The sequence below is a fragment of the Arthrobacter sp. TMN-49 genome, from assembly GCF_054511095.1.
The window spans coordinates 1-14836 of the sequence record NZ_JBTNDH010000003.1 but is presented as its reverse complement, the minus strand read 5'-3'; the positions used below and the strand labels follow the sequence as shown (position 1 = coordinate 14836).

Below are 14836 nucleotides of genomic sequence, written 5' to 3'. Positions count from 1 at the left end.
TTTCCTCTTCCCCCTACTTCTTCTCTATGTTCTCGGCGTCGGGATGGCGATCGTACTCTTCGCCCAAGGTGCCGGTCTGGCCCTTGGCCTTGAGTTCGGCGAGGTGCGCATCAAACTCGGCCTGCGTGACAACCTTGACGTTGAAAAGCATTTCGGAGTGGTATTCACCACAAAGTTCGGCACACTTACCGTCATACGTGCCCAACGCCTTCGGCGTCAGGGTCATGTAGTTGGTCTTGCCGGGCAACATGTCCTTCTTGTCCAAGAATGCCGGCACCCAGAAGGAGTGGATCACTTCACGGGAGTTCAGTTGAAGCTCAACCGAGCGATTCACGGGCAAGTACAGTGTGGGCAGCTTCGACTTGTCGATCGGCTTACCATCCAGTGTGGCCTGGACACCAGCCGAGTAAACAGCTTCGTCGACGTCGTTGCCTTCTAGGTAGTTGAAGTCGAATGACCACTGCTTGGCACGGACATCGATGGTGACATCTGGGCTGTCAACACGGGCGGTGATGGACTTCTGCTCCACGTCGGTGAAGTGGAAGAACACCAGAACCATGAACAACGGCACCAACACGTAAAAAACCTCCAACGGGAGGTTGTAGCTCGTCTGACGCGGGAAGCCTGTGGCACCCTTGCGGCGACGGTACGCGATGATGCACCAGATGATCAGGGCCCAGGTGATGAGCCCGATAATCAAGACTGTGATCCAGGAATTAACCCATAGATCGATGATTCCCGCCGTGTGGTTGGTGGTATCACGTTCGGCTGGCAACCAGCCGTTCTTACTCTCTGCCGTACATCCAGACAAAGCTAACGCTCCGGCAATCGCCATCCCGGCTATGGGGATGACTTTTGCGCGTCGGCTGCCGGTTCGGTCCTGCGAACTCACAGACGGCCCTTCCTCTTGTTGCTGCGCTCCGCGGCGATTAAGAGCCGCCAGGAGCTAGATGGGTTTTACTACTCGATGTAGAGCTTACCGCTATGGCACAGAAAATGCGTACTAAACAGCCCGTGCCTCGGATGTCGGCACGGAATCTTATGCGGTTTGCTCTACATCCAGTAGAACTCTTGAGTTAGTGGAACGAATCGCCGCAGGCGCAAGAGCCTCCGGCGTTGGGGTTGTCAATGGTGAAACCCTGCTTTGAAATGGTGTCTTCAAAGTCGATGCTGGCACCATCCAGGTAGGGGACGCTCATCTTGTCAATGACAACTTCGACGCCGTCAAAGTCACGGACTGCGTCGCCGTCGAGCATGCGCTCATCAAAGTAGAGCTGGTAGATCAAGCCCGAGCAACCGCCGGGCTGAACGGCCACGCGCAAGCGCAAGTCTGTACGGCCTTCTTGTTCCAGCAGGCTACGCACCTTGCCGGCAGCGACATCACTGATCAACACACCGTGGGTGGGCAGCTCGGCGGTGGCAACATCTGCTGATGAGGTTTCTTCGTGGACATTTGCAGTCATGGCATTTCCTTACGTGGGGTACAAGTACATGCTACGTCGAGCCCGGCAGGGGCGCTAACTTATGTCAACGCCCTGGCTGCGAATTGTGTTCCGTCAGGGCGCCATTATTGATAGCTGCCAACAGGTAGGCCTGCGCCACGATGGCCTTTTCAAAGTCGCCCAGGTGCAAGGATTCGTTGGCACTGTGTGCCCGTGAGTCGGGATCCTCAACACCTGTGACGAGGATCTGCGCGCCGGGGTAGATTTCCAACAGGTCCGCAATGAAGGGGATGGACCCGCCCATCCCGGTTTCCACGGCACGCACTCCCCACGACTCCCCCAGAGCCCAGAGCGCCGCTTTGGCGGCCGGGGCTTGAGTGTCTGTGGCAAAGGACTGGCCGGCCTCACCCGGGACAAAACTGACGTGTGCACCAAAGGGCGCATGCGCCTGCACATGCTCGGCCATGGCAGCCATGGCAGCTGCCGGGTCCTGCCCGGGTGCCAGTCGCAAACTGATCTTGGCCCGCGCAGTGGGCAGTAGCGTGTTCGAGCTCATCTCCACGGACGGCATGTCCATGCCGATGACAGACAACGCCGGCTGGGTCCACAACCGGGAGGTGATGCTGCCGCGCCCGGCCAGCTGCACGCCGTCGAGCACCCCGGCGTCCGCACGGAACGCTTGCTCGTCGTAGTCCACCTCGGTCCGCTCGCTACGCAGCAGACCCTTGACGGCCACGGAGCCCTGGTCGTCGTGGAAGGTCGCGATGAGCCGGGCCAGCAAGGTTGGGGCGTCCAACAGCGGCCCGCCAAACATGCCCGAATGCACGGCGTGCGTCGTCACCCGGACCTCCACAACACCGTCCACCAAACCGCGCAGGCTGGTGGTCAACGCCGGAACGCCCACCTGCCAGTTGGCCGAATCCGCCACAACAATGACATCGCCGGCCAGGAGCTGCCGGTATTCCTCCAAGAAGGTGCGGAATGTGGGCGAACCGGCCTCCTCCTCACCCTCGATGAAGAACGTCACGCCAACACCAAAATCGGCTCCCAGCTCCTGCTGCACCGCGCTGAACGCGGCAATGTGGGCCATGATGCCGGCCTTGTCGTCGGCGGCCCCGCGCCCGTACAAACGCCCCTGCCGTTCCTGCGCCACAAAGGGATCACTGTGCCACAGCTGCGCATCCCCCGGCGGCTGGACATCATGGTGGGCGTACAGCACCACGGTGGGGAAACCGGGCGCCGCGGGTTTCCGGGCCACAATAGCGGGACCTCCCGGCCCGCCGTCGTCCTTGGGAACACGCAAAATCTGAACATCGTCAACGCCCGCTGCCCGAATCAACGCGGCGACGGCCTGGGCGCTGGCGTCGAGGTGGGAGGGGTCAAAGGCGTCCCAGGCGATGCCGGGGATGGCAACAAGCTTGCCCAGCTCCTCGACGGTGCCGCTGAAATTCGTAGCGACGCTGTGGCGCAGCGCGTCGAGGGGAAGGTTTGTGGTTACGTGGGCGGGCAGCACAGTGGCGCCGTGTTCGGTGTGGGTCATAAACGTCAGACTACCGCCGCAAAGGCGTCAACGGTCAAGGCAGGCGGCTGTTTCAGGGTATTCTGTACGGGTGTTTGGACGTAAGAAAGATCAAGCCCCTGACCCGCAGCTAACGGCTGCCTCCGCCGAGCAGATTTCCTTAGCGAAGGATGCCCAGTCTGCCAAAGGTGTGCCCACACCCTCACGCAAAGCCCAGGAAGCGGCACGCAAGCGCCCTCTGGTGCCTAATGACCGTGCAGCCGCCAAGGTCGCAGCCCGTGACGCCCGCCGTGAAGAGCAGGCCCGCATGCGCCGCGCCCTGGACACCGGTGAGGAACGCTTCCTGCCGCTGCGCGACAAGGGACCGCAGAAGCGCTACGCCCGCGACTTCGTTGACGCCCGCTTCAGCCTCGGCGAGTTCGTCATGTTTGCCGCGCTGGGCATTGTTCTACTGACAGTCATGCTGCCGCCCCAGAGCATGGCCACCATCATCCTCTTTGCAGCGTTCTGGGTCATGGTTGCCTTCGTGGCGATCGATGTTTGGCTCATGGGCCGCAAGCTCAAGGGCCAGATCGCCGCAAAGTTCGGCTCCGTCGATTCCGGCGTCATCTGGTACGGCTGCATGCGTTCCATGCAGTTCCGCCGGCTGCGCCTGCCCAAGCCCCTGGTACGCCGCGGAGAATGGCCCTCTTAGTCCCCACCCCAACCTCGTGCCTCGGCTCGGGGCCCCGGTAGTGTGGGCCCACCACGGCCCACCCGAGCTTGACGCGCCAGTTGCTTCCTGAGGGAAGTGACCGGCGTCGTCATTTAAGCGTGCCGCGGCGTGGGGACTGACTAGCGCCTACCGGCCTCCCCCGCTGCTCGCATATCGCCACCGCGAGGCTGGGTGGATGGACTACCGCTACCTTGGCCGCTCCGGCCTGAAGATCACTGAAATCACCTACGGCAACTGGCTGACCCATGGTTCCCAGGTGGAGAACGACGTCGCCACAGCGTGCGTGCGGGCCGCGCTCGATGCCGGGATCACCACCTTCGACACGGCCGACACCTACGCCAACGGTGCCGCCGAGGAAGTCCTCGGGGTCGCACTGGCCACTGAACGGCGCGAGTCCCTTGAGGTTTTCACCAAGGTGTACTGGCCCGTTGGCCCCAAGGGACCCAACGACACGGGCCTTTCGCGCAAGCACATCATGGAGGGCATCAACAACTCCCTGCGCCGGCTGGACATGGACTATGTGGACCTCTACCAGGCACACCGCTACGACTACGAAACCCCGTTGGAAGAGACCATCGCAGCCTTTGCCGACGTGGTTAGGGCAGGCAAGGCCCTGTACATTGGCGTGTCCGAGTGGAATGCGCAGCAGCTACGGGACGGCCAAACACTGGCCCGTGAGGCTGGCTTCTCCCTTGTCTCCAACCAGCCCCAGTACTCTGCCTTGTGGCGTGTCATTGAGCCCGAGGTGATCCCCGCTTCGGTGGAGTTGGGCATGTCCCAGATTGTGTGGTCACCCATGGCCCAGGGCGTGCTCAGTGGCAAGTATCTGCCCGGTCAGCCGTTGCCGGCCGGATCCCGTGCCACCGATGAGCTGGGCGGGGCGACCATGATCAGCGGGTTCCTCGAGGCGGACATCCTCACGAACGTGCAAAAGTTGCGCCCGGTGGCCGAGGAACTTGGCCTGAAGATGTCACAGTTGGCCATCGCCTGGGTACTGCAAAATCCCAACGTGGCCACAGCCATCGTGGGCGCCTCACGGCCCGAACAGGTGGCCGAGAACGTTGCCGCCTCCGGCGTGACAATTCCGGCCGAACTCATGGCTGCTATTGACGCCGCCTTGGCGCCGAGCATCGTCAACGATCCCGCCAAGACGCAGAGCCCGCCCACACGCGTGGTGTAGGCCAGGGGTACTTCGGGCGCAGGCTGGCGACACAGAAAAGCCCGGCCATTTCGCCGGGGATCCCTCGCTCGCAGTAAGATTTTTCGCTCGTGCCTCGCGGAAAATCCATCCTCGCCCGGGACCCCGGCTCTAGGCCGGGCTTTTCTGTACTGCTGGTTATTTGCGCAGGGCTGCCAGTTCCTTGTTGATGCGGGCCGCCCAGAACGGGCCCTCGTACAGGAACGCCGTGTAGCCCTGCACCAAGGAGGCGCCGGCGTCGAGTCGTTCCTGGACCTCCGCACCGGTTTCCACCCCGCCCACCGAGATCAACGTCAGCTGGTCCCCCACGGCTGCCTTTAGCTGACGGAGCACCGCCAGCGACCGTGCCTTCAGGGGCGCGCCGGAGAGACCGCCGGCACCCTTTTCCGCGACCATGGCTGCGGGGCTCAACAAGTCCTCGCGGCTGATGGTGGTGTTCGTGCAAATAATGCCGTCCAACTTGAGCTCCAAAGCAAGCGCGGCAACGTCGGCAACGTCCTGGTCTGCCAGGTCCGGGGCGATCTTCACCAGCAGCGGCACGTGGCGCCCGGCGGCAGTATCGGCAGCCTCACGCACGCCGGCCAGTAAGGGGCGCAATGTTGCCACATCCTGCAGCAGCCTCAGGCCCGGTGTGTTGGGCGAGCTGACGTTGACAACCAGGTAGTCGGCGGCGGGGGCCAGCGTGCGGGCGCTGATGAGATAGTCCGCCAGCGCCTCCTCCAGGGCCACGGCCTTGGTCTTGCCAATGTTCACCCCGACAATGGGCCGCACCGCCGGATAGGTCTTGGTCAAGTCAGCCAGAGCCTTCAACAGGCGCGGCGCCACGGCTGCGGCGCCGTCGTTGTTGAAGCCCATGCGGTTGATGACGGCACGGTCCTGAACCAATCGGAACAGCCGCGGCACAGGGTTGCCCGGCTGTGACTGGCCCGTAATGGTGCCAACCTCAACGTGCCCGAACCCCAGATTGGCTAGGGCGTTAATGCCCTTGCCTTCCTTGTCGAAACCTGCGGCGAGGCCGAACGGGGTGGGGAAGGTCAGCCCCAACGCCTCGGTGCGCAGGGACGCTGCTGGGGTGAAGATGCGGCGCAAGACGGCGCCAGCGCCCACCGTGTGAGTCGCCTTGATCATGGCGAAGCCGATCTTGTGCGCTCTTTCGGCGTCCATCCAAGAAAAACAGAGCCGGAAAACTGTGGGATATATTCGCATACCCCTAGTTTTCCGGTTCCGCCGCACATCTGCAAAACGTCTGACCATATTCTGGGCCGCATGGTCCTCGCAAAGGGCGTTAGCATGTCCACATGGATACCAACGGTGACGGGACATGGCAGCACGCGGATGTTGTAGTAGTCGGGGCCGGGCTCTCCGGACTTGTCAGCGCCGCCGAGGCGTACAACGCTGGGCGGACGGTCCTGGTCATTGATCAGGAACCGGAAGCGTCACTGGGCGGGCAGGCGCATTGGTCCTTTGGCGGCTTGTTCCTGGTGGACTCCCCCGAGCAACGGCACCTGGGCGTGAAGGATTCGGCCGAGCTTGCCCTGAGCGACTGGTTGGGCTCGGCGGCCTTTGACCGGCCCGAGGACTTGTGGCCGCGCCGCTGGGCTGAAGCGTACGTCAATTTCGCCGCCGGCGAGAAGCGCACCTGGCTGCACGCCCTGGGCGTGAAGTTCTTCCCGTTGGTCCAGTGGGCCGAGCGTGGCGGCTATGACGCCCAGGGTCACGGCAACTCGGTGCCGCGCTTTCACGTGGTGTGGGGCACCGGCCCCGGAATTGTGGCGCCCTTCCTTGCCAAGCTTGCCGAAGGCGTTGCCGCCGGCCGGGTTCAGTACGCCTTCCGCTACCGGGCCACCGAGTTGGTGTTCGACGCCGGAGCCGTCACGGGGGTGCGTGGCCAGGTGCTGCTCGCCTCGGAGGCTGCCCGCGGTGTGGCGAGCAGCCGTGAGGTAGTGGGTGACTTCAGCGTCCGCGCCAGTGCCGTGATAGTCACGACCGGCGGCATCGGCGGCAATCACCAGATGGTGCGCGAGCAGTGGCCCCACGGCACCGGGCCCGGCTACCTGCTGACGGGTGTTCCGGCGTCGGTCGATGGCGAGTTCCAACAGGCCGTGGCCCGTGCCGGCGGGGCGCTGAGCAACACCGACCGCATGTGGCACTACCCCGAGGGCATTCACAACCTGGAACCCGTTTGGCCCAATCACGGGATTAGAATCCTTTCCGGTCCCTCACCTCTTTGGCTGGACGGCAATGGCAAGCGCCTGCCTGTTCCGCTCTTTCCGGGCTTTGATTCGCTGGGCACGCTACGCCACTTGGAAACCACCGGCCATGACCACTCCTGGTTTGTGCTCAACAAGACCATCATCGGCAAGGAATTTGCCCTTTCGGGTTCGGAACAAAATCCCGATTTGACGGGCAAGGACGTCAAATTGCTCGCCAAACGCGCACTCCCCGGCGCCACAGGACCCGTGCAAAAATTCCTCGATCACGGCGTTGACTTCCTACAAGCCACAACAGCCCAGGAACTCGCCACGAAAATGAACGCCCTGGTGGGTGCGGAGTTGATTGATCCGCAGGGGCTGTATGAAACCCTGCTGGCCAGGGACAGGCAGGTGGACAGCGGCCTGGGCAAGGACACTCAGCTCAACGCCATCCGTGAAGCGCGCCGCTTCGCCACGGACAAGCTGATGCGCGTGGTGCCACCCCATCCCCTGCTGGCGCCCGAGCACGGTCCGCTCATAGCCGTGCGGCTATCCACCCTGACACGTAAGAGTCTGGGCGGGCTCACAACGGATCTGTCAGCGCGTGTCCTTGACGCCGCTGGCAACCCCATCCCCGGCTTGTATGCAGCCGGTGAGGCGGCAGGCTTTGGCGGCGGGGGCATGCACGGATACCGTTCCCTGGAAGGCACCTTCCTGGGCGGCTGCCTGTTCTCCGGGCGCATCGCCGGCCGTCACGCAGCAAACGGCACCGGAGAGTGAACGCTGCCGGCCCGCAGTGGCGCGAAGACATTCTGGGGCCCGACTACCAGGCCCTGACGTTGCGCGTGCCCGCACGGGTTGTACCGAGCAAGGACCGCGACGACGTCCCCGCTCCGTCCCAGCCCGACGCCGCCGGGGGTCTGCCGGAGCCGGTTCCGCTGCACTACCGGGCCACGTTGGTGCGGCACCGCCCGGCCACGCAGCACGGGGACTCCGCGAAAACCCCGTCCGCGGCCAAACCTGCAGTTCTGTTCATTCACGGCTGGAGCGACTATTTTTACAACACTGGTCTGGCCGAATTTTTCAGCAACCACGGCTATTCCTTCTATGCCTTGGATCTGCACAACCATGGGCGAAGCCTGACCTCCCACGAGATGGGCGGCTATGTTGCCGATTTGGCGGACTACGACGCCGAGATCCTCGCTGCCCATGCCGTCATCGCCCGCGAACATTCCGGCCCGGACGGCAGCTCATCAATCCTTTTGATGGGCCATTCCACGGGAGGTTTGATAGCGACTCTCTGGGCGCATCACCACCCCGGTCTGGTGAGTCACTTGATTCTCAACAGCCCCTGGCTTGAAATCCAGGGTGGCGCTGCCATCAGGCGCGCAGCCACACCGTTGGTGCAGCTGGCTGACCTTCGCCCCCTGATGCGCATGCGGGTGCCGGAGAGGTCGTTTTACTGGCGGGGCATTAGCGATGAGGCTTACGGCGAATGGCCCGTGGACAAGAAGCTCCGCCCACCCCATGCTTTCCCCGTGCGGGCCGGCTGGATGAAAGCCATTCTGGCTGCACAGCAAGAAGTGGCAGCTGGCCTAAAACTGCCCATCCCTGTGCTGGTTCTCGTCTCCACCAAGAGCATGCTGGGTCCCATCTGGAGTGATGCGATGCTTCGAGCCGATGTGGTTCTGGATGTACGCTCCTTGGCCCTGCGAACGTTGTCGCTGGGCAACAGTGTCACCTTGGAACGTTTGGAGGGAGCCCTGCATGAGGTGCTGCTCTCCCCCAAACCAGTCCGTGACGACGGTTACGCCCGCATGGAGCGCTGGTTGCGCGGCTACGTGGGCCCGTAGCCGCCGGAGAACGGCGCCAAAGCGCCCGGCAACCTGGCCGGCTTGCTGGCTAGGGTTTTGCTGCCGCGTCGACGGCGCCACCGTAACGCCTGTCCCGGCGCGCGTATTCATCCACCGCAGCCCACAGGATGGTCCTGTCCACATCGGGCCACATGGTGTTCATGAAGACAAATTCTGCGTACGCCGACTGCCACAGCAAGAAGTTGGACAAACGCTGTTCGCCGCTGGAGCGCAGGAACAGGTCAACATCGGGAACGTCCGGCAAGTACATGTACTTCTGGACGGTTTTCTCGTTGACAGCCTTGGGGCTGAGTTTGCCGGCGGCAACATCCGCGGCCAGGGCAGCAACGGCGTCGGCAATTTCGGCACGGCCACCGTAATTAACACACATGTTTAATGTGATGACGTCATTGTCCTTGGTGTGTTCCTGAGCCTCCTCGAGTTCCCGAATCACCGAGCTCCACAGCCTTGGCCGCCGCCCGGACCAACGAATCCGCACGCCCCACGCGTCGAGCTGGTCACGCTGACGACGTAGCACATCCTTGTTAAAACCCATCAGGAAACGGATTTCCTCCGGTGAACGTTTCCAGTTCTCGGTGGAAAACGCGTAAACGCTAATGTACTTGATGCCCATTTCAATGGCACCTGCCATCACGTCCAGCAGCGCCGGCTCGCCAGCCTTGTGCCCTTCAATCCGTGGCAGGCCCCGCTCATTGGCCCAGCGGCCGTTGCCGTCCATGACAATGGCCACGTGCTCCGGGACCAGCCCTTTGGGGATCGCGGGCATGGTGGCTCCGCCAGGGTGGTGCCAGGGCGCCACCACCGGAAGCTTGGATTTGTTGCGGCTGCTTTTCTGGCCGCTACGCTGCATCGCCATAGATCTATACACGCTCCACAAGTTTCAGGGAACGCACTGTGCGTTCCAAATGCCACTGCACATATCCGGCAACCAGCCCGGCAGCTTCCCGGCGATGAATATTTTCTGAGGCATCCGCCCCCGGCCAATCCCCGCTCAGGAGCTGACCGAGCAGAATCATGGTTTCCGGGGCTGGCGCCGGCGACCCCGGGGGCCGGCAGTCGTGACACACGGCCCCGCCCAGCGCTGCGTTGAAAGCGCCATGCGGGCCAGCCTCCCCACAGCGGGCACAGTCGGCAAAACTGGGCGCCCAGCCGGCAATGGAAACCGCCCGCAAAAGGTAAGAATCCAAGATGAGTTGAGCGGCATGCGACCCGCGGCTCAGTGACGCTAGTGCGCCAACCAGGAGCAGGTAGTGCGCCGTGGACGTTTCCCCGTCGACGTCCGTGAGCCGTTCAGCCGTTTCCGTCATGGCGGCGGCCACAACATACCTGTCATAGTTGGCGGCGATGGCATCCCCATAGCTGGCCTTGGCAACAGCCTGGGTCACAATGTCCAGGGAACGGCCCTTGACCAGTTGCAGATCCGCCACCATAAACGGTTCCAGCCGGGCACCGAACTTGCTACTGGTGCGCCGCACACCCTTGGCCACGGCGCGCAGCTGGCCATGGTGATGGGTCAGCAGCGTGATAATCCTGTCCGCTTCACCCAATTTGTGGGTGCGCAGAACAACGGCATCATCCCGGTAGGTGCGTGCGGCAAATGTTTGATAGGACACCATGCCATTATCCCATCATTGCCCTCCGTGGGGGCAGTGGGCGCACCGGGCACTTGCACCGACCTTGCCCAGCACGGCGCCAGCACTCCCACACGCCGAGGTAGCCGGTTAGCGTCGAGACTCGCATATCGCGTATGCGGGTCTCGACGCTAACCGGCTACCTCGGCACGCGGGCTGGCCCTATTCCCCGTGGTGGCGGTGGTGGCGGCGGGGTGCTTAGTTCTGGGCGTCCCGAATGGCCCTGTTCACCGCGGAGATGACTGCCTTGAGGGAGGCAGTGGAGGTGTTGGCATCAATGCCCACGCCCCACAGGACTCGTTCGCCAACAGTGCATTCAACGAATGCCGCAGCGCGGGCGTCGCCCCCTTCGGAGAGGGCATGCTCGCTGTAGTCCAGCACCCGCACGTCCATGCCGTCCTCAGCCAAAATGGCCAGCAAGGCAGCAATGGGACCGTTGCCGGTGCCGGTGCGGCTGTGCGTCACACCGTCAATGCCCACCTTGGCGGTCAGTGTCATCTCGCCGTCGTCATCGGTTGAGGTGGTGAACGAACCAATCCGGTAACGGCCCCACTGCTGCTCACCAGCTTCGCCGGGCAGGTATTCATCCTTGAAGGTAGTCCACAGCTGGCTGGCGCTGACTTCGCCACCCACCGTGTCGGTGCGTTTTTGAATGACACCGGAGAATTCGATCTGTGCCCGGCGCGGCAAGTCCAAGCTGTGCTCATTCTTGAGCAGGTACGCCACCCCACCCTTGCCGGACTGGGAGTTGACCCGAATGACTGCCTCGTAGCTGCGGCCCAGATCCTTGGGATCAACCGGCAGGTACGGCACAGCCCAAACCTGGTCAGCGACCGAAATGCCGGCGGCGCTTGCTTCTGACTCCAGTGCTTCCAGGCCCTTCTTAATGGCGTCCTGGTGGGAGCCGGAAAAGGCTGTGAACACCAGGTCGCCACCGTAAGGTGAGCGTTCGGCCACGGGCAGCTGATTGCAGTACTCCACCGTGCGGCGAACATCGTCGATGTCGGAGAAGTCAATCATGGGATCAATGCCCTGGCTGAACATATTCAAGCCCAAGGTCACCAAGTCCACATTGCCTGTGCGTTCCCCGTTGCCGAACAAGCAGCCCTCAATGCGGTCGGCACCCGCCAGGTAGCCCAGTTCTGCCGCGGCCACGCCCGTGCCACGGTCATTGTGGGGGTGCAGGGACAAAATGATGCCCTCACGCGGGTGCAAGTTCCGGCTCATCCACTCGATGGAATCGGCGTAGACGTTGGGGGTCGCCATTTCAACGGTGGCCGGCAGGTTGATGATGACCTGGTTGTCGGCGGAGGCCTCAAAGATATCGGCGATGGCGTTGCACACGCGCAAAGCGTATTCGGGCTCGGTGCCGGTGAAGGACTCCGGTGAGTACTCGTACGTGATGACCGTGTCGGTGAGGGTTTCCTCGTACTTCTTGCACAGCCGGGCACCCTGCAGGGCGATGTCCAAGATGCCGTCCTCGTCCTGCCGGAAGACGACGCGGCGCTGCAGCACGGAGGTGGAGTTGTAGAGGTGCACAATGGCGGACTTGGCACCCAGCAACGACTCGTAGGTGCGCTCAATGAGGTGCTCCCGTGCCTGCGTCAGCACCTGGATGGTGACGTCGTCGGGAATGTGACCACCTTCGATGAGCTGGCGAACAAAATCAAAGTCCGTCTGTGAGGCGGAGGGGAACCCGACTTCGATCTCCTTGTAGCCCATCTTGACCAGCAGCAGGAACATTTTGAGCTTGCGGCCCGGGCTCATGGGATCGATCAGTGCCTGGTTTCCGTCACGCAAATCCACAGCACACCAGCGCGGGGCCTTGGTGATGAGCTTGTCGGGCCAGGTGCGGTCCGGCAGGTTCACGGAGATTTGGTCCTGGAACGGAATGTAGCGGTGTACGGGCATTCCAGAGGGCTTTTGCGCATTTCGCATGGAGGTGACCTTAATGTTGTTCAACGAAGGGGAGGCCGGCCGGGCAACACAAACACCGCAGCGAGGGTGGCCACATCCACGTTGATCATGTCAACGGGTTCTAGGCCTCGCCGCGGCAGCTAAGGAGAAGCATTCCAGTGCGCACATTTTCACAATAACACGGCACGTAAGATGATGGTGAACGAACTCACTATTGTGGACTCGTCAAAGCACCGAACAGCAGCCAACCCACGAAGGGGAGCAGATTCACTTGAGCCACTCCGGTATCAATCTCAAGAACATCGACCCGAACGTCCGCCCTCAGGATGACTTGTTCGCCCATGTCAATGGCGCATGGCTCGAGGCGGAGGTCATTCCGGAAGACAGGGCACTGACAGGTTCCTTCATCACCTTGCGTGACACTTCTGAAGCCGCCGTGAAGGCCATCATTGAACACGCCAGCACCCAGGCAACAGGCGACGAACTGGCAGCCAAAATTGGGGACCTTTACGCCGACTTCATGGACGAGGGCGCCATCGAATCCGCCGGCGCAGCTCCCCTGGCCCCGCTGCTGGCGGCCATCGAGGGCGCCGACTCCATCACCGCCGTCGTGCGTCTCATGGGCGACCTTGACCGAATCGGCGGCAGCACCCTTTTTGGCGCCTATGTGAACAACGACGCCGGAGCTCCGGACCGCGCACTGCTGCACCTTTTTCAGGCGGGGCTGGGACTGCCTGACGAGTCGTACTACCGTGAGGAGAAGTTTGCTCCCCTTCGCGAGACCTATCTGGGGCATGTGCAGAGGATGTTGGAGCTGGCAGGTGTTGCCGACGCCGCCGCGAAGGCTCCACGCATCATGGCGTTGGAGACAGACATTGCCGCCACCCACTGGGATAAGGTCACCTTGCGTGATCCGCAAAAAACCTACAACTTGATGAGCCGTGCGGAGGTGCTGGCGCTCCTGCCGGAACTGGAGATTTGGCTGGACGCGCTCGGTGTCAGCGCCGAACAAGGTGCGGAGCTGGTGGTGGCCACCCCCAATTTCTTCTCCGGCCAGCAGGCACTGCTGGTCCAGGACCGCTGCGCGGACTGGCAGGCCTGGTTGAGCATGCGCACCATTTCCACCCTGGCGCCGTACCTGTCCACGGACTTTGTGGACACCAACTTTGCCTTCTACGGCACCGCCTTGAGCGGGACACCTGCCATCCGGGAACGCTGGAAGCGTGGCGTTGCCCTGGTGGAAGGGGTGTTGGGCGAGGCCGTGGGGCAGCTGTACGTGGCTGAGCACTTCCCGGAATCGCACAAGGCGCACATGGAAGCGCTCGTGGCCAATCTGATCGAGGCCTATCGGATCAGCATTACCGAGCTGGACTGGATGAGCCAGGCAACCAAGGAAAAGGCGCTGGAGAAACTGGACGCTTTCACCCCCAAGATCGGCTACCCGGCCAAGTGGCGTGACTACGGGGACCTGTCGATTGTGGCCGGTGACCTGTTGGGCAACATTGAGCGCAGCAACGCCTTTGAGCTTGCCCGCCAGCTCAACAAAATTGGGGTACCCGTTGACCGGGAGGAATGGTTCATGACACCCCAAACCGTCAACGCCTACTACAACCCGACCATGAATGAGGTTGTTTTCCCGGCAGCGATCCTGCAGCCGCCGTTCTTTGATGCGCAGGCCGACGACGCAGCCAACTATGGCGGCATTGGTGCAGTCATTGGCCACGAGATTGGGCACGGCTTCGATGACCAGGGCTCGCAGTTTGACGGCACAGGGGCTTTGCGGAACTGGTGGAGCGAAGAGGACAGCGCAGCTTTTGAGGCCCTGACGGGCAAGCTGGTTGACCAGTACAACGCACTATCCCCCATGGCCGCCCCCGAGGAGTTTGTCAACGGCGAACTGACCTTGGGTGAGAACATTGGTGATCTGGGCGGCCTGGCCATCGGCTTCAGGGCCTACCAGATCAGCCTCAACGGCGCCGAACCCGCCATCATTGACGGGCTGAGCGGCGCGCAACGGTTCTTCTTCTCCTGGGCCGAATGCTGGCGCACCAAGATCCGCCACGAAGAAGCCGTGCGGCGCCTGACCATTGACCCGCACTCCCCCGCCGAGCTGCGGTGCAACGCAGTGGTCAGCAACCTTGACGCTTTCCACGAAGCGTTCTCCACCAAGCCCGAGGACATCATGTGGCGTGACCCGGCCGAACGCGTGTCCATCTGGTAAAACGGGTCTTAACGACGTTGAGGGGGGGGGGGGGGGGGGGGGGGGGGGGGGGGGGGGGGGGAGGGAAAAAGAACAAGGGGAACGGGAAGGGGGGGGGGGGGGGGGGGGGGGGGGCGAGGGGAGAGAG

General features: G+C 62.7%; 12 protein-coding genes. 5 read left to right on the top strand and 7 right to left on the bottom strand.

Annotated elements, in window-relative coordinates:
- Positions 1 to 13: 13 nt before the first annotated feature.
- The 3 genes from ctaC to ACX80E_RS02175 all read right to left on the bottom strand — a co-directional run bounded on the left by ctaC (position 14) and on the right by ACX80E_RS02175 (position 2982).
- Positions 14 to 892, bottom strand: a complete 879-nt coding sequence (gene ctaC / locus ACX80E_RS02185; RefSeq protein ID WP_459300102.1) for an aa3-type cytochrome oxidase subunit II — start codon at positions 890 to 892, stop codon at positions 14 to 16.
- 184 nt (positions 893 to 1076) lie between these two features.
- The gene (locus ACX80E_RS02180) at positions 1077 to 1463 is read right to left on the bottom strand and encodes a HesB/IscA family protein (protein WP_459300100.1); all 387 of its coding nucleotides are present in this window, start codon (positions 1461 to 1463) and stop codon (positions 1077 to 1079) included.
- 64 nt (positions 1464 to 1527) lie between these two features.
- Positions 1528 to 2982 carry a M20/M25/M40 family metallo-hydrolase gene (locus ACX80E_RS02175; protein ID WP_459300098.1) on the bottom strand — a complete coding sequence of 485 codons (1455 nt, stop codon included), beginning with the start codon at positions 2980 to 2982 and terminating at the stop codon, positions 1528 to 1530.
- Positions 2983 to 3052: 70 nt separating this feature from the next.
- Between ACX80E_RS02175 and ACX80E_RS02170 the strand changes: the two genes are divergently transcribed.
- Together ACX80E_RS02170 and ACX80E_RS02165 are read left to right on the top strand one after the other, a co-directional pair.
- A complete protein-coding gene (locus ACX80E_RS02170; RefSeq protein WP_459300096.1) occupies positions 3053 to 3655 on the top strand; it encodes a DUF3043 domain-containing protein in 603 nt (200 codons plus the stop codon).
- 196 nt (positions 3656 to 3851) lie between these two features.
- Positions 3852 to 4856 carry an aldo/keto reductase family protein gene (locus ACX80E_RS02165; protein WP_459300094.1) on the top strand — a complete coding sequence of 335 codons (1005 nt, stop codon included), beginning with the start codon at positions 3852 to 3854 and terminating at the stop codon, positions 4854 to 4856.
- A gap of 156 nt (positions 4857 to 5012) precedes the next feature.
- Here the strand turns inward: ACX80E_RS02165 and ACX80E_RS02160 are convergent, their stop codons facing one another.
- Positions 5013 to 6080, bottom strand: coding sequence for a quinone-dependent dihydroorotate dehydrogenase (locus ACX80E_RS02160; protein ID WP_459300092.1), 1068 nt, complete (start codon positions 6078 to 6080; stop codon positions 5013 to 5015).
- A 92-nt stretch (positions 6081 to 6172) separates the two neighbouring features.
- Between ACX80E_RS02160 and ACX80E_RS02155 the strand changes: the two genes are divergently transcribed.
- Together ACX80E_RS02155 and ACX80E_RS02150 are read left to right on the top strand one after the other, a co-directional pair.
- Positions 6173 to 7846 (top strand): FAD-binding dehydrogenase, encoded by a 1674-nt coding sequence (locus tag ACX80E_RS02155; protein ID WP_459300090.1) that lies wholly within the window; start codon positions 6173 to 6175, stop codon positions 7844 to 7846.
- Positions 7843 to 8919 carry an alpha/beta hydrolase gene (locus ACX80E_RS02150; RefSeq protein ID WP_459300088.1) on the top strand — a complete coding sequence of 359 codons (1077 nt, stop codon included), beginning with the start codon at positions 7843 to 7845 and terminating at the stop codon, positions 8917 to 8919. Before ACX80E_RS02155 ends, ACX80E_RS02150 begins: the two co-directional genes overlap by 4 nt.
- Before the next feature lie 49 nt (positions 8920 to 8968).
- On the opposite strand, the gene ACX80E_RS02145 is transcribed toward ACX80E_RS02150, so the two are convergent.
- The 3 genes from ACX80E_RS02145 to leuA form a co-directional block, all read right to left on the bottom strand.
- Positions 8969 to 9790 (bottom strand): isoprenyl transferase, encoded by an 822-nt coding sequence (locus ACX80E_RS02145; RefSeq protein ID WP_459300364.1) that lies wholly within the window; start codon positions 9788 to 9790, stop codon positions 8969 to 8971.
- A 10-nt stretch (positions 9791 to 9800) separates the two neighbouring features.
- Positions 9801 to 10556 carry a DNA repair protein RecO gene (gene recO, locus ACX80E_RS02140; protein WP_459300086.1) on the bottom strand — a complete coding sequence of 252 codons (756 nt, stop codon included), beginning with the start codon at positions 10554 to 10556 and terminating at the stop codon, positions 9801 to 9803.
- 213 nt (positions 10557 to 10769) lie between these two features.
- Entirely contained in the window at positions 10770 to 12509 is a 1740-nt protein-coding gene (gene leuA, locus ACX80E_RS02135) for a 2-isopropylmalate synthase (protein ID WP_459300084.1), read from the bottom strand.
- 250 nt (positions 12510 to 12759) lie between these two features.
- Between leuA and ACX80E_RS02130 the strand changes: the two genes are divergently transcribed.
- Entirely contained in the window at positions 12760 to 14709 is a 1950-nt protein-coding gene (locus ACX80E_RS02130) for a M13 family metallopeptidase (RefSeq protein ID WP_459300082.1), read from the top strand.
- Positions 14710 to 14836: the final 127 nt, after the last annotated feature.